We start from the raw sequence: 15,123 nt of genomic DNA on the forward strand, positions 1-15,123 counted from the left end.
TTTTAAACAATTAAAACTGAATTTAGTAGTCTACTAATAATTAACCTTAATCAATTATGAAATTTAAACCTGCAAACAACATACAAGACCTACAATATTTTGGAGAATTTGGTGGTGTTAACCCATCTATATCAGACTCTTCAACCTATACTTTTTTATCAGCAAAAACTATGTTTGATACTTTTGAAGGAAATACAGATGGTTGTTATTTATACTCTCGTCACTCATCTCCTTCAAACCTATACCTATCCGAAGCTTTAGCAGCTATGGAAGGAACTGAGACAGCCAATGTTTCTGCAACAGGTATGGGAGCCATTACTCCTACCATCTTACAAATATGCGAAACTGGAGACCATATTGTTTCAAGCAGAACTATTTACGGAGGAACTTATGCTTTTTTAAAGAACTTCACTCCTCGAATGGGCATAGAGACTTCTTTTGTTGATATTACAAAAATAAGTGTGGTAGAAGCTGCTATTACACCAAAAACCAAAATGATATACTGTGAAACAGTAAGTAACCCATTATTAGAAGTTGCTGATATTAAAGCGCTATCAACCTTAGCTAAAAAACACAATTTACAATTAGTTGTTGATAACACATTTTCTCCACTATCAATTTCACCTGCTCAGTTGGGAGCTGATATTGTTATTCACAGCCTAACAAAATTCATCAATGGTTCTTCAGATACTATGGGAGGGGTTATTTGTGGGACTACAGATTTTATCAATTCTCAAAAAAGTGTAATTGATGGCGCAAGTATGTTATTAGGAGCTTCTATGGATTCAATGCGAGCTGCTTCTATCTTAAAAAACCTTAGAACTTTACATATTCGTATAAAACAACACAGTAAAAATGCTAGTTATTTAGCTGAAAAATTTGAAGCTGACGGGTTAAAAACTGTGTACCCCGGGTTAAAATCACATCCTTCTCACGAAGTTTTCAAATCGATGATGAATGAAGAATACGGTTTTGGAGGAATGTTAACTATAGATACTGGTTCTTTAGAGAAAGCTAACGCTTTAATGGAACTAATGCAAGAAAGAAACTTAGGGTATTTAGCTGTAAGTTTAGGTTTTTACAAAACCTTATTCTCTGCTCCTGGCACTTCAACATCTTCAGAAATTCCTTTAGATGAACAAACAGAAATGGGATTAACCGATGGGTTAATTCGTTTTTCAATTGGTTTGGACAATGACATTGAACGCACCTATCGGATGATGAAAGAGTGTATGAAGGAAATTGGCGTGTTGTAAACACCTTTAATTTATATTTCTAAACTTGTCATTTTAAACAGTGTAAAAACTATTGATTTCTTTTACATTGTTTAAAGTGACATTTTTGTTTATTTATCATTTCTTTTCAATTTTTCTTAAAGAAACCCATCAACTTATTCTATTTGTGTAATTCTATACAAAATCGTAACATTACAAGCCGAAAAAAAACCATAGATGCGAGACGAAAAAAATTTATCTGAAATTCAAATAGAAGAACAAAAAATAATTGATAACAAAGAGTTGAATATTTGGGAAGCTTTAATTCCTGTAATTATTTTAATGGGGTTATTAGCTTATAATATTTTTTATGCAGATGGCGCATGGTTAGGCGATTATTCAAATCAATATATTTTATTGATGGGAGGAGTAATTGCAGCAGTAGTAGGCTTTTTAAATAAAGTTTCTTTACAAAGAATGGCTGCAGAAATATGGGAAAACTGGAAAAGTGTTTTTGTCCCTATTATGATTTTATTTTTGGTTGGAGCCTTAGCTGGAACCTGGTTAGTAAGCGGAATTATCCCTGCAATGGTTTATTATGGCTTACAAGTACTAAGTCCTGAAATATTTTTACCTGCCTCAGTAATTATTGCTGCAATTATATCAATTGCTACCGGTAGTTCTTGGACAACTTCTGCGACAGTAGGTATTGCGCTGGTTGGAATTGGAAGTGCGTTAGGTATTCCATCGGGTATGATTGCAGGAGCCGTTATCTCTGGTGCTTATTTCGGTGATAAAATGTCACCACTATCAGATACTACTAATTTAGCTCCTGCAATGGCTGGCACAGACTTATTTACTCATATTAAATATATGGGATATACCACTGTTCCTACCTTTATAATTACTCTTTTAGTATTTACCATTTTAAGTAGTACTATTGATACGACTGGTAATGCAGATGTTAGCAATTTATTAGCTTCAATTAAAAACACTTTTCATATTTCACCTTGGTTATTTATAGTTCCTGCCGTAGTAATTGTTATGATTTTATTAAAAACTAAGCCTTTGGTGGCTTTAGGTACTGGTGTAATATTAGCAGGTGTTTTTGCTTTTATCTTTCAAGCTGATGTACTAGTAGGTTTAGCTGAATCGAAGTTTCAATCAATTATAAATGCAATTTTAACTGACACTCAAATACAAACTGACAATGAAAAGTTAACAGAACTATTCAGTTCTGGCGGAATGAATGGTATGTTATGGACTATCTTTTTAATTATCTGTGCTATGGTTTTTGGTGGTACTATGGATGCTATAGGTGCCTTAGCTAAGCTTACCAAAGCCTTATTATCGGTAGCAACTTCAGTTTTTGGGTTATTCGCTAGCACTGTTATTAGTTGTTTAGGTTTAAATACGATTGCTTCTGATCAATATTTAGCAATTGTTATTCCAGGTAAAATGTTTAAAAAAGCATATGAAGACAAAGGGTTAGCCCCTGAAAACTTAAGTAGAACCTTAGAAGATTCTGGTACTGTTACTTCGGTTTTAATTCCTTGGAATACTTGTGGAGCTTACCAATCAGGAGTTTTAGGTGTTGGTGTTGGAGAATATTTTATCTATGCTGTTTTTAATTACTTAAGTCCAATTATGACTTTACTTTTTGCAGCATTTAGAATTAAAATTAGACAATTAGCTAAAAAATAATATTCAAGTCTTTAAATAAAGTGAGACTTATTTTTTATGATTATAAAAGCTCAAATAAAAGACGCTAAATTACTAACAGAAATCGCTATAAGCTCGAAAGCATACTGGGGGTACTCCAAAGAACAAATGGAACTTTGGAAAGATGACCTAACAGTCACCCCTAAAACTTTTGCCGATTGTAATATTTATAAATTTCAAGTTAACGATATTACAGCTGGTTTTTATGTTTTATATCGAGCTAATATTAGAACAAGTTTTTTAGATTTTTTATTTGTTACTCCTAAGTTTATAAACCAAGGTATAGGTTCTAAACTACTCGAACATGCAAAAAAATCTTGTGTAAGTGGTTCTTGCGCTGTTTTAAATGTTTTATCAGATCCAAATTCAGAAGCTTTTTATTTAAAACATGGTTTTGAAATAATTGGCAAACGAGAAAGTAGTATAAAAGGACGTTTTTTACCTGAAATGGAGCTATATTTTCCTGAAAACATGTAACAAAATTGATACTATTAAAAGTATCCAAGGAGTTCCGTGCAAAAACACATCAAACCAATCCATAAATTGCATAGCGTGTTCTCCTGAAAAAGCATTTCCTCCTGCTATCCATTTTAGTTTACCTACAATATGTGGTGGCCTAAAAGGTGCTAAACCTAAGGTTAAACTTGCTATTAAAAACAACTTCCAGTTTTGTCGTAATTTCTCTTTCATATTATATAAACCAGTTCCACACTACCCCAAAACGAATTACAAAATCTCTATACGGATAGTTCGGTGCTGAAAAATAATTCTTTTTAAGTACAAAAGAACTAATGTTATCTGCTTTAAAGTAAATTCGAGTTCTACGAACCCTTGCATTAAAAAACAAATCAACTGTTGGGTATCCTATTTCTGTATCATTCTGTAAAGTAAACTCAGCCAACAAAGGGTTATACGCATTCGCTTTATATTCTGAAAAATACTTAAATGTAGCTCCTATTTGCACTAACAAAGGTTTTCCTTTAAACCATTCATCTGTATAATAAAGTGTGTTACGAGTAACAAATTCGGGAACTCTAAACACACTATTTCCACTTGCTACTTTTTGATACATTATAGTGTTATCTAAAGCAAACTTTCCGAAAGTAAACTCTTTAGAGGCTTTTGCTTTTAAATAATTAACATCTCCTGAAAATTGTTGTGGCTGTCCATCTTCATCAAAATATGTATAATTACTAATATTGGTGATATCTACAGATGCATTTCCCCATTTAGAATCTATAACTCCTCCTAAAGAACGTGTTCCTATCTGAGAAAAATTATTCTCCCAATTATAATCATCATAACTACTTTGATGCAATAAAAAATTAAAGTTGGGCGATTTGTTACTTATTCCTACCCTACCTTTTACAGTAAGTACACTATCTTTCTTATAAAAAGCTTCTCCAGAAAGGCTATTTCCAGATAAACGTCCGCTTCCAGGTGTAAGATTTCCAGAAGCATTTACATGGAAGTTTCCAATTCTTCCATTCCAATCAGCTCCAAAAGAAATTGCATCTCCCTTCAGCTTATTCTTTGTAATTCCAACCGTATTATTCTGTAAGTTTTCATACCCATATGTATAATTTGATAATTCTGTTTTTACACGAAACTTACCTAATACATATTTTGAGTTAAAATCTAAAAAGAACTGATTGTTGTATAACAAATAAATAGTCTTATTATTTATCTTACTTGAAATATTTGCATTACCAAACATATCTGAAGCTGTACCTTGATTAAATCGATAAAACTTAGAATCTCTAGTAAATGAATGCCCCAATTTTAAATTAGAAAAATCTTTTTGACTTACACTATCTTTTGAAGATAATAGTTTAAAAGTATGTTCAAAATACAATCTTTTAGCATCTAAAGTACTTTCGGCACTATTCAAATTCACATCCATCCTACCTCTATTTCCACTGAAATTAGGATCATCTGCTAAAAATGCTTCTAAGGAAGTTTCTGTCAACCCTCCATTTTCTTGATTAAAAAAGTCTTGATTTACAGCATGTCCTCTAATTGCATATTGCCCTTTAGGAGTTTCATAACTAAAACTTACCCTAAAATTACCCGTACTTGACAAGGAGCGTCTATAAGTCCCTAATGAACGGAGCCCTTTATATGCTATTGCTAGGTTAAAACGTTTGGAAAAATTTGTTGTAAAAAGCGCATCTAGTACCTGTCCCTGCTCCAAACCAGTTCGGTACATAATTTCTGTTGTAGGTGTGGGTACATGATAATAATTCACATCTTCAATATCAAAATAATTGAACATTTTTGCTCTAAAACCTATATCTGGAAATCGGGAAATATTAGTAAAATCGTATCCTAAGTTATTAAACGTTTGTCCTTGATTATGAAAAGCTAGCAATTCAAAATTATCCTTTCTTAAGAAGTTAAACTTATATTCTTTTTGAATTGTTAATGTGGTATCTACTATAGTAGTATCATTCTTGTGTGATATAATTTTATAATCGGTATACTTAGTTTTTCCACTAAGTTTTACGTTAATTTCATTATCAGGTAATGAATCCATATTTTGATTAAGTCCTCCTCTACCTCTTCCAAAGCCTCCATCAATTGTTCTTATTTGGGCAAAAATTACCTGAACACTTATCAAACAAAAAAATACTAAGAAATTTTTCTTCATAGCAACAAAAGTAAAATAATTTAACGACAAAAATCACGATTAATTTCTTTGAAATCTGTTAATTTGTAGCATGTTGCAATTAAATTATAGTGGACATAAGTTTGAAGCAGGAACAGATGAAGCTGGTAGAGGCTGTTTATCAGGACCTGTTGTAGCTGCTGCCGTTATTTTACCCGACAATTTTCAACATGAACTACTAAACGACTCTAAACAAATTTCAGAAAAAAAAAGACAAAAGCTTAGACCTTATATTGAAGAGCATGCACTTGCATTTGGAGTCTCTTTCATCCATCAAGAAGAAGTTGATGAACTTAATGTTTTACAAGCCTCTATTACTGGAATGCATCGTTCAATAGAACAATTGTCTATTCAACCTGAATTTATTATTGTTGATGGAAACAAATTCAGACCTTTTGAAAAAATACCTCACCAAACCATTGTAAAAGGCGATGCTAAATTTATGAGTATAGCAGCTGCTTCTGTACTTGCCAAGACCTATCGTGATGAGTATATGGAAAAAATTCATCAAGAATTCCCTCAATATAACTGGCAAAAAAACAAAGGATATCCTACTAAAGAACACCGCGAAGCTATTCGTCAATTTGGCGCAACTCCTTACCACCGAAAATCATTTAAATTGTTACCTGAACAATTAAAATTGAAACTTTAATTTTTCTATTTTTGTCTTCCAATTTTTTAGAAGATGATTAAAAGAACTCGTACCGAAATTAATAAGTGTATTATTCACAAAGTAGCTAACAAATACAATAGCGGACAAAATGCTTTTTCAGAAAGTTTAGTTCGTTTTGACGAAGAAAGCTACGAATTATTGCTTCCTTTTTTATTAAAACCTTTCGGGTCTGTTACGCAAAGTTACCGTTTTAGTCATCATGCGGATGTCCGCCTAAACGAAATCAACAAATATTGTTCTGATATTTTTGAAGATGATAGTAATGAGGTTTTTATTGAACATTCTAAAAACATTGTTAATCACCTTTACGAACAATCAAACTCTGCCAACATTAAAACTGGTGATGTAATTGTTGCTTATTTTGAAGGTATCGAGTATAAAGATGTTTTAACTGAAGCTGTTGGGGTTTTTAAAATTGAAAGTAAAGTAGATTTCTTTCAGACCTATTTAGATGATGATAGTTTTGATGTAGTAGTTCAAAAAGGAATTTCAACAAAAAGATTGGATAAGGGTTGTTTAATTTTAAACTCCACCGATGCTGAAGGAACTGTGGTTTTATCAGTAGACAATAACCAATATGATGCACAATACTGGATAAAAAACTTTTTAAGTGTAAAGTATGCTGATGATCGTAATTTACACACTCAAAACTACCTAGAAATGTGTAAAGAGTTTTCTGAAGAGGTTTTAAAACCTGAATTAGGAAAACAAGAGCAAAGTAACTTCTTAGCTAATACTGTTGATTATTTTAAAGAACATGAAAGCGTAGACTATCATGGTTTCAAAGATGAAGTTTTTGAAGAAGATAAGCATAAAGATCTTTTTGAAGACTACAAACAACACTTTGAGAAGTTGAACGATGTATTAATTCGTAACAATTTTGAAGTATCTGATGTTGTTTTAAAGAAGGAAAAAAGTAAGTTTAAAACAGAAATTAAATTAGATACAAATATTCAAATTAAAATTGATGTTGATGCTCCTGATGCTTCTGCTGAATACCTAGAACAAGGGTATGATGAAAATAAGAAAATGAAGTTTTACAAGGTGTATTATAATACAGAGAAATAAAAAAGCTGAGTTAAACTCAGCTTTTTTATTAAAATCTTATTCCTACTCCCATTTTTAGGAGATTTACATTTGTATTGTAATTTATATCTGGTGAATTTCCAGAATTTAATTTGGAAAAATCATACTGAACTTGTAAAAAAAATCTTGGCAAAACATCATAACTAACACCTAAACCAGCATTTATTCCTCTCAAGGTATCAGAAAGTTTAGAAAAATCTACCGGGCCTGAATTATTAGTATTAGTTAGTTTCATTTTCATAAACGAGTATCCTATATTTACAAAAAGATGCAATTTTGTTAATTGACTCAAGTTTAATTCTGAGAAAATTTTAGGCTGTATAGTATATATTGTTCTCTCAAAATCTTGTGGATAATTGTCCTTATCTCTATCATCAACTAGAAACCCTCCGTTTATACCTATCCCAAAATTAACTATTTTAAAATCCTTTATCCTATATTTAACTCCAAAATCAACAACTCCTTCAGACCTACCCCCAATAAAATTATTATCTATTGTTAAAGGATAACTTACTTCTAAGCTAATTTTTTTATTCTGAGAGAATGAACCCATTCCACACAATAATAAAATTAATATAAGCTTATACTTCATAACTATTCTTTTTCAGCCATTTTCTTTACATAATCTGTAATAATCACAATAGTTTGTGCTCCCACTTTACCTTCAATATATTTAGCATTTTCAGGATCTAACGAAATTCTACGCACAGCAGTTCCTTGTTTAGCTACCATACTAGAACCCTTTACCTTTAAATCTTTAATCAACACTACATTATCACCTGCCTGTAAAATAGCTCCGTTTACATCTCTATGAATTATTTTTTCACTTTCATCTAAATGCTCACCTGTAGCCTCAGCAAAACGTAATTCTTCATCTTCTAAATACATCATATCTAACAAATCTTGTGACCATCCATCTTTTTTAACACGGTGTAACATTCTCCAAGCCACAACTTTCACTGCTCTAAACTCACTCCACATACTATCATTTAAACAACGCCAGTGATTAGCATCTGTTTTATCAGCATCTTCAATCTGCTCAATACAAGTAGCACAAGCCAGTAAACTACCATCAACTCCTCCTGTTGAAATTGGTGGTACTTCATAAATTGACAAATCGCTTTTTGATGCACATAATTCACATTGATTTCCGCTTCTATCTTGTAATTCTTGTAATAAACTCATTTTATTCTTTTTTTGCTTCGCAAAAGTACATTTTTAATTTATATTTAAGCCATGTTATTAGAAAGCGAACGATTAATTATTAAGGAAGCTCTAGTGAGCGATGCTCCTTTTTACTTTCAATTATTTAATGATCCAGACTGGATTCAATTTATAGGTGATAAAAACTTAAAATCTATTGAAGAAACTCGCGTTTACTTAAAAGATATTTTATTCAAAAACTCAAAGTTAGGTGGTTTGGGATTTTTTACTGTAATTTTAAAAGAAACCAATAAATCTATTGGAGCATCAACTGCACTACAAAGAGATAAATTAGATTTTATTGATATTGGTTACGCTTTTTTACCTGAAGGAAGAGGTAAAGGATATGCGACAGAAGCCACAAAACTAATTATTGAATACGTCCGTACTAAATTCAAACAAAAAAAAGTATTGGCTTTGACTATGCCTAAAAATGAAAAATCTCAAAAACTATTAAAAAATCTAGGTTTTGAGTTTATTGGAATGCAACAAGTTTTTGAAAATGGAGAAGATTGTGTATTTGAGTATGTATTTTAACTCAAATACAAATCAATTAACCCTTCAGGTGTTTCAACTTCTATAGTTTTATTATCTCTATCTACTTTTTTAATAAAGTCATCAATCATAGGAATAAAAACTTCATTTCCCTCTCTATCAATTTCAAATAAAGGTTGTGCAGAAGAATCATTAATACTTACTATGTTCCCTACTTCTCCAAAAGAAGCATCAACAACCTTAAACCCTATCACTTCATGATAATAGAATTTATCTCCTGATAATTTAGGAAGTAAGTCTAATGGTAAGTAAACTTCAGAACGTAAAATAGCTTCAGCATCTGCTTCTGTATCTACATCCTCAAATTTTACTCTAAACATAGTTCCTTTACTTAGGGTAGATTTTTCAATAAAAAAAGGAACCAGATTATTGCCTAAATCGACAAAAACTGATTCCAAATTTTCGTAAAGATCGGGTTCATCAGTATCTAACTTAATAACTACCTCACCCTTAAAACTATGTTTTTTAACGATTTTGCCAAGATAAAAGCAATCTTCTTTTTGCATCATCGTAGTACAGTTTTTATTCTTCGCTATCAGCACCTGATTCAGCAGCAGCATCCTCGCTATCTTCTACAGCAGGAGTTGCAGCAGCTATACGCGCTTCGTTTACAGCTTTCTCAGCTTCTAAAGCTTTTGCTTTAGCTTCTGCTTCAGCTTTTGCTAAACCTTCTGTTTTACCAGCAACTTTAGCTGATTTTTCCTCTAACCAAGCATTGAATTTAGCTTCAGCTTGCTCTTCAGTTAAAGCACCTTTCTTTACTCCTCCAGCTAAGTGATTCTTTAATAAAGCTCCTTTATAAGATAAGATAGCTTTAGCAGTATCAGTTGGTTGAGCACCGTTTTGTAACCACTTTACAGCTCCGTCAACATCTAACTCGATAGTTGCAGGGTTAGTGTTAGGGTTGTAAGTACCGATTTTCTCTAAGAAACGACCGTCTCTTTTAGCTCTTGAATCAGCAGCTACTACCCAATAAAATGGTTTTCCTTTTTTACCGTGTCTTTGTAATCTAATTTTTACAGGCATAATTTTAATTTTTAAGGTACGCGACCTTGGTTATTAATAAATCTTACCATCTCGTGATAAGTGGGCGCAAATTTATAAAATCTTTTTTATTTAAAAGCAAAAAAGTAACTTTATTAAAATAAAAAAGAGCCTGTTTAACAGGCTCTTAAGAAAAATAAATTGTGAGATATATTATAATACTCTAACGCTAACTGCGTTTAATCCTTTTTTTCCTTCTTTAAGTTCAAACTCAACAGTATCACCTTCTCTAATCTCATCGATTAAACCTGATACGTGTACAAAATGTTCTGTGTTTGATCCTGACTCTGTAATAAATCCAAAACCTTTAGATTCATTGAAGAACTTTACTGTTCCTTCTTTCATTGTAAAAAATATTATATTAAAGTGCAAATGTAATCTTATTAATTGATTATCAACTACTTTTTTTCATATTTCTTTTAAAATTAACCTATACTTAACACCCTTTTTTTATTACAATCAGCTATTCAAGCCTTTACCTTAACCAAAAACACTCGTTAATAACTTCTATTAATAGCAATACAAATTCTTCGTATTTTTACACTTTGTTTTACCCAAGACACTTCAATAAGTAATTTTTGCCCATGTATTTAATTTTCGATACCGAAACTACTGGATTACCTAAAAGCTGGAACGCTCCTATAACCGATACCGATAACTGGCCTAGAGCCATACAAATTGCATGGCAATTACATGATGAATTGGGGAATTTAATTGAACACAATGACTTCTTAATTCAACCTGACGGGTTTAACATTCCGTATGATGCAGAACGTATTCACGGAATTTCTACTGATTTGGCTATCGAACAAGGTATTCAGTTAAGTGAAGGTTTAGAGCTTTTCAATAAAGCTTTACAAAAAACGAAGTTTATTGTCGGTCAAAATGTTGGTTTTGATGTCAACATTATGGGATGTGAATTTCATCGTTTAGGTGTTGAAAATAATTTAACAGAATTACCTGTTTTAGATACTTGTACCGAACATACAGCACAACTATGTCAAATTCCTGGTGGTCGTGGAGGTAAATTCAAACTTCCAACTCTTACCGAACTACATAACCATTTATTTGGAACTGGTTTTGGAGAAGCACATAATGCTACCGCCGATGTTGAAGCTACCACTCGATGTTTCTTAGAATTAATTCGTTTACGCCAATACACCGAAGAACAGTTAGATGTTTCTTCTGATTATTTTCAACGTTATACAGAAGCTAACCCAAATCCGATACAAGTAATTGGACTTAAACACTTAAACCTAAAAAAGGAAAGTGAAAAAATTCGCAAGAGAAAATCTTCTGAAACCGATGAAGCGAATACAATTTCTACCGCAGAAGGATTAGCAGAACTTGAAGGCGTTAAGTTTGCTCACCTACACAACCATACTCAATATTCCGTTTTACAATCTACCATTCAAATTGGTAACATTGTAAATGCTGCTGCCAAAGACAATATGTCTGCAGTTGCAATGACTGATACGGGTAACATGATGGCTGCTTTCCATTTCGTACAAGCAGTTATAGGACATAACAAAGCAGTAGAAGCCGCAAATAAAGAAGCTTTAGAAAAAGGAGAAGAACCTACACAAAGTATTTTAAAACCTATCGTAGGTTGTGAATTCAATATTTGTGAAGACCACACCAATAAAAGTCAAAAAGACAATGGGTATCAAGTTGTGTTACTTGCTAAAAACAAAAAAGGATATCACAACTTAGCAAAAATGTCTTCTATTGCGTTTGTTGATGGTTTTTATTACGTTCCAAGAATTGATAAAAAAATTATCGAGCAATACAAAGAAGATGTAATTGTATTAACAGGAAATTTATATGGTGAAGTTCCTAGTAAAATATTAAATGTTGGTGAAACTCAAGCTGAAGAAGCACTACTTTGGTGGAAAGAGCAATTTGGAGAAGATTTATATATCGAATTAATGCGTCACGGACAAGAAGATGAAAGAGTTGTAAATGAAACCCTTCTTTCATTCTCAAAAAAGCATGACGTTAAAATTGTAGCTACTAACAATACTTTTTATTTAAATAAAGAAGATGCCAATGCACATGATATTTTATTATGTGTAAAAGATGGTGAAAAACAAGCAACTCCTAAGGGAAGAGGTAGGGGCTATCGTTATGGATTACCTAACGACGAATATTATTTTAAATCTACCGAAGAGATGAAAAAACTCTTTGCAGATTTACCAGAAGCCATTATTAACATTCAAGAAATTGTAGATAAAATAGAACCTTTTGGGTTAGCTCGTGATGTATTATTACCTGCCTTTGATATTCCAGAAGAGTTTAGAGATGAAAAAGATTTAGAAGATGGTGGAAAAAGAGGTGAAAACAACTTCTTACGTCACTTAACTTATGAAGGTGCAAAAAAACGTTATGGAGAAATTACCGACAAAATCCGAGAACGTTTAGATTTTGAGCTCGATGTAATTGCTAAAACAGGATACCCTGGATACTTCTTAATTGTAGAAGACTTTATTCGAGAAGCCCGTAATATGGATGTATCCGTAGGTCCAGGGCGTGGTTCTGCAGCTGGTTCGGTAGTTGCTTATTGTTTATGGATTACCAATATTGATCCTATTCAGTATGATTTACTTTTTGAGCGTTTCTTAAACCCTGAACGTGTATCGATGCCCGATATTGATATTGATTTTGATGATGAAGGTCGAAGTCGTGTAATGGATTACGTAATTGAAAAATATGGCGCTAATCAAGTAGCACAAATTATTACCTATGGTACTATGGCAGCTAAATCATCTGTCCGTGATACCGCTCGTGTACTTGACTTACCTCTATTTGAAGCTGATAGAATTGCTAAGTTAATTCCAGGAATGAAATTGAAAAAAATCTTTTCTTTAGATGAGAAAGGATTAAAAGAAAAACTTCGTTCTGAAGAAATTGAAATGGTTAATGAACTAAAAGCTATTGCTGATGGTAATGGGTTAGAAGCTGAAACCATTAACAAAGCTCGAATTTTAGAAGGTTCTGTTCGTAACACTGGGATTCATGCCTGTGGAGTAATTATTACTCCTGATGATATTACCAAATTTGTACCCGTATCAGTTGCGAAAGATTCTGACATGTACGTCACCCAGTTTGACAACTCGGTAGTAGAAAGTGCTGGATTATTAAAAATGGATTTCCTTGGGTTAAAAACATTAACCCTAATCAAGGATACGGTAAAAATTGTTAAAGCACGTCATGGTGTAGAGCTCGATCCTGAAAATTTCCCCATTGATGATGAAGAAACTTATGCACTGTTCCAACGTGGTGAAACCGTAGGGATATTCCAATACGAATCTCCCGGAATGCAAAAATACATGCGTGAGTTAAAACCTACGGTTTTTGCTGATTTAATTGCAATGAACGCCTTATATCGTCCAGGTCCTTTAGAATATATTCCTTCTTTTATTAGAAGAAAACATGGTGATGAAGAAATTCAATATGACCTTCCTGCCATGGAGGAATACTTAGCTGAAACCTATGGAATTACAGTATATCAGGAGCAAGTAATGTTACTTTCGCAAAAGTTAGCTGATTTTACCAAAGGTGAGGCCGATGTACTTCGTAAAGCAATGGGTAAAAAGCAAGCGGCAGTACTTGCAAAAATGAAACCTAAGTTTGTAAATCAGGCAAAAGCTAATGGACATGATGAAAAAGCATTAGAAAAAATTTGGAAAGACTGGGAAGCTTTCGCATCCTATGCATTTAACAAATCGCATTCTACCTGTTATGCTTGGATTGCCTATCAAACTGCTTATTTAAAAGCCCACTACCCTGCCGAATACATGGCAGCAGTACTTTCTAACAACATGAACGATATTAAAACAGTCTCGTTTTTTATGGAGGAATGTAAACGTATGGGATTAGAAGTTTTGGGTCCAGATGTAAACGAATCGTATGCTAAGTTCTCAGTAAACAAAGACGGCGCTGTTCGTTTTGGTATGGCAGCAATTAAAGGCGTAGGTGGTTCTGCTGTAAAAGCAATTATTGATGAGCGTAAAGAAAATGGACATTACTCTTCTATTTTTGACGTAGCAAAACGTGTTGATTTACGTGTTGCTAACAAAAAAGCTTTTGAAGGTTTAGTATTAGCTGGTGGATTTGATTCCTTTAGCGATACTCACAGAGCTCAGTATTATGTAAAGGATGAGAAAGGGCAAACTTTTTTAGAAAAAGCTATCCGATTTGGTAATAAGTTTCAAGAAAATCAGAATTCATCTCAGGTTTCTTTATTTGGAGAAGCTTCGGAAGTTGATTTACCAGAACCTTTGATTCCTGAATGTGAAACTTGGGGAACTATGGAATTGTTAGCTCGTGAAAAGGAAGTCGTAGGAATGTATATTTCTGCACATCCACTTGATGATTTTAAAAACGAACTAAAGTTCTGCAACGCTTCACTTGCACATTTTAAAAATATAGCTCAATATGAAGGTTTAGGACTTTCTTTTGCAGGAATTGTTACTGATGTACAACATAGAGTATCAAAAGCAGGTAAAGGATGGGCTTCTTTTATAATGGAAGACTATAATGACAGTTTTGAGTTTCGAATTTTTGGTGAAGATTACTTAAGGTTTAAACACTTTTTAGTTCCAAATTCATTCTTATTTATCAAAACTACTATCAAACCTGGTTGGACAAATAAAGAAGGTGTAAAAGGTGATCCTAGGGTTGGTTTTAATGAATTTTTACTATTGCACGATATTATGGATAAAATGTGTAAAAAACTTACTATAAAAATTCCGTTAAAAGAAGTAAAAGACAATACCATAAAGGAGTTACAACACTTATTTGCCACTAACAAAGGCTCACAAAGTTTATATTTTACCATTTGGGACGCTGAAGAAAAAATAGAATTAAGCTTACCGAGTAGAACCACTAAGATTAAAGTATCTAGTGAATTTTTAAAGGCTTTAGACGAACAGTTTATTAATTACAAGTTAAATTAA

Annotated in this window: 14 protein-coding genes; 7 read left to right on the forward strand and 7 right to left on the reverse strand. The window is 32.6% G+C overall.

Annotation, left to right across the window (positions count from 1 at the left end):
* Positions 1–56 precede the first annotated feature (56 nt).
* From C8N27_RS12995 to C8N27_RS13005, 3 genes are all read left to right on the forward strand, one after another.
* Entirely contained in the window at positions 57–1,256 is a 1,200-nt protein-coding gene (locus C8N27_RS12995) for an aminotransferase class I/II-fold pyridoxal phosphate-dependent enzyme (RefSeq protein WP_121147858.1), read from the forward strand.
* A 195-nt stretch (positions 1,257–1,451) separates the two neighbouring features.
* On the forward strand, positions 1,452–2,918 hold the full coding sequence (nhaC, locus tag C8N27_RS13000) for a Na+/H+ antiporter NhaC (protein ID WP_121147861.1): 1,467 nt from the start codon (positions 1,452–1,454) through the stop codon (positions 2,916–2,918).
* Positions 2,919–2,954: 36 nt separating this feature from the next.
* The gene (locus tag C8N27_RS13005) at positions 2,955–3,413 is read left to right on the forward strand and encodes a GNAT family N-acetyltransferase (RefSeq protein ID WP_121147863.1); all 459 of its coding nucleotides are present in this window, start codon (positions 2,955–2,957) and stop codon (positions 3,411–3,413) included.
* Here the strand turns inward: C8N27_RS13005 and C8N27_RS13010 are convergent.
* Together C8N27_RS13010 and C8N27_RS13015 are read right to left on the reverse strand one after the other, a co-directional pair.
* The gene (locus C8N27_RS13010; RefSeq protein WP_121147866.1) at positions 3,390–3,626 is read right to left on the reverse strand and encodes a hypothetical protein; all 237 of its coding nucleotides are present in this window, start codon (positions 3,624–3,626) and stop codon (positions 3,390–3,392) included. The two genes, C8N27_RS13005 and C8N27_RS13010, sit on opposite strands and share 24 nt — an antisense overlap.
* A 1-nt stretch (position 3,627) precedes the next feature.
* The gene (locus C8N27_RS13015; RefSeq protein ID WP_121147868.1) at positions 3,628–5,586 is read right to left on the reverse strand and encodes a putative porin; all 1,959 of its coding nucleotides are present in this window, start codon (positions 5,584–5,586) and stop codon (positions 3,628–3,630) included.
* 70 nt (positions 5,587–5,656) lie between these two features.
* Here C8N27_RS13015 and C8N27_RS13020 point away from each other — a divergent pair, with 70 nt between their 5' ends.
* Positions 5,657–6,256: a ribonuclease HII gene (locus tag C8N27_RS13020; RefSeq protein WP_121147871.1), complete on the forward strand. Its 600-nt coding sequence runs from the start codon at positions 5,657–5,659 to the stop codon at positions 6,254–6,256.
* A gap of 33 nt (positions 6,257–6,289) precedes the next feature.
* A complete protein-coding gene (locus tag C8N27_RS13025; protein ID WP_099215601.1) occupies positions 6,290–7,345 on the forward strand; it encodes a nucleoid-associated protein in 1,056 nt (351 codons plus the stop codon).
* A 28-nt stretch (positions 7,346–7,373) separates the two neighbouring features.
* Here C8N27_RS13025 and C8N27_RS13030 read toward each other — a convergent pair whose 3' ends face one another.
* Positions 7,374–7,955, reverse strand: a complete 582-nt coding sequence (locus C8N27_RS13030; RefSeq protein ID WP_099215602.1) for an outer membrane protein — start codon at positions 7,953–7,955, stop codon at positions 7,374–7,376.
* A gap of 2 nt (positions 7,956–7,957) precedes the next feature.
* The gene (locus C8N27_RS13035; protein WP_099215603.1) at positions 7,958–8,548 is read right to left on the reverse strand and encodes a PhnA domain-containing protein; all 591 of its coding nucleotides are present in this window, start codon (positions 8,546–8,548) and stop codon (positions 7,958–7,960) included.
* A 51-nt stretch (positions 8,549–8,599) separates the two neighbouring features.
* Here C8N27_RS13035 and C8N27_RS13040 point away from each other — a divergent pair, with 51 nt between their 5' ends.
* Positions 8,600–9,103: a GNAT family N-acetyltransferase gene (locus C8N27_RS13040; protein WP_121147874.1), complete on the forward strand. Its 504-nt coding sequence runs from the start codon at positions 8,600–8,602 to the stop codon at positions 9,101–9,103.
* On the opposite strand, the gene rimM is transcribed toward C8N27_RS13040, so the two are convergent.
* The 3 genes from rimM to C8N27_RS13055 all read right to left on the reverse strand — a co-directional run bounded on the left by rimM (position 9,100) and on the right by C8N27_RS13055 (position 10,510).
* Positions 9,100–9,627, reverse strand: a complete 528-nt coding sequence (gene rimM / locus C8N27_RS13045; RefSeq protein ID WP_099215691.1) for a ribosome maturation factor RimM — start codon at positions 9,625–9,627, stop codon at positions 9,100–9,102. The two genes, C8N27_RS13040 and rimM, sit on opposite strands and share 4 nt — an antisense overlap.
* A gap of 16 nt (positions 9,628–9,643) precedes the next feature.
* Entirely contained in the window at positions 9,644–10,147 is a 504-nt protein-coding gene (locus C8N27_RS13050) for a 30S ribosomal protein S16 (protein ID WP_121147876.1), read from the reverse strand.
* 171 nt (positions 10,148–10,318) lie between these two features.
* Positions 10,319–10,510: a cold-shock protein gene (locus tag C8N27_RS13055; protein WP_028891302.1), complete on the reverse strand. Its 192-nt coding sequence runs from the start codon at positions 10,508–10,510 to the stop codon at positions 10,319–10,321.
* 239 nt (positions 10,511–10,749) lie between these two features.
* On the opposite strand from C8N27_RS13055, the gene dnaE reads away from it, so the two are divergent.
* Positions 10,750–15,123: a DNA polymerase III subunit alpha gene (gene dnaE, locus C8N27_RS13060; protein ID WP_121147879.1), complete on the forward strand. Its 4,374-nt coding sequence runs from the start codon at positions 10,750–10,752 to the stop codon at positions 15,121–15,123.

The sequence above is a fragment of the Tenacibaculum discolor genome (assembly GCF_003664185.1).
Taxonomy (GTDB): Bacteria; Bacteroidota; Bacteroidia; order Flavobacteriales; family Flavobacteriaceae; genus Polaribacter; species Polaribacter discolor.

Coding starts and splice junctions, on each gene's coding strand:
- C8N27_RS13020 (WP_121147871.1), top strand. CDS start 5,657: ATGTTGCAATTAAATTATAGTGGACATAAGTTTGAAGCAGGAACAGAT.
- C8N27_RS13005 (WP_121147863.1), top strand. CDS start 2,955: ATGATTATAAAAGCTCAAATAAAAGACGCTAAATTACTAACAGAAATC.
- C8N27_RS13055 (WP_028891302.1), bottom strand. CDS start 10,510: ATGAAAGAAGGAACAGTAAAGTTCTTCAATGAATCTAAAGGTTTTGGA.
- dnaE (WP_121147879.1), top strand. CDS start 10,750: ATGTATTTAATTTTCGATACCGAAACTACTGGATTACCTAAAAGCTGG.
- nhaC (WP_121147861.1), top strand. CDS start 1,452: ATGCGAGACGAAAAAAATTTATCTGAAATTCAAATAGAAGAACAAAAA.
- C8N27_RS13035 (WP_099215603.1), bottom strand. CDS start 8,548: ATGAGTTTATTACAAGAATTACAAGATAGAAGCGGAAATCAATGTGAA.
- rimM (WP_099215691.1), bottom strand. CDS start 9,627: ATGCAAAAAGAAGATTGCTTTTATCTTGGCAAAATCGTTAAAAAACAT.
- C8N27_RS13050 (WP_121147876.1), bottom strand. CDS start 10,147: ATGCCTGTAAAAATTAGATTACAAAGACACGGTAAAAAAGGAAAACCA.
- C8N27_RS13030 (WP_099215602.1), bottom strand. CDS start 7,955: ATGAAGTATAAGCTTATATTAATTTTATTATTGTGTGGAATGGGTTCA.
- C8N27_RS13025 (WP_099215601.1), top strand. CDS start 6,290: ATGATTAAAAGAACTCGTACCGAAATTAATAAGTGTATTATTCACAAA.
- C8N27_RS13015 (WP_121147868.1), bottom strand. CDS start 5,586: ATGAAGAAAAATTTCTTAGTATTTTTTTGTTTGATAAGTGTTCAGGTA.
- C8N27_RS12995 (WP_121147858.1), top strand. CDS start 57: ATGAAATTTAAACCTGCAAACAACATACAAGACCTACAATATTTTGGA.
- C8N27_RS13010 (WP_121147866.1), bottom strand. CDS start 3,626: ATGAAAGAGAAATTACGACAAAACTGGAAGTTGTTTTTAATAGCAAGT.
- C8N27_RS13040 (WP_121147874.1), top strand. CDS start 8,600: ATGTTATTAGAAAGCGAACGATTAATTATTAAGGAAGCTCTAGTGAGC.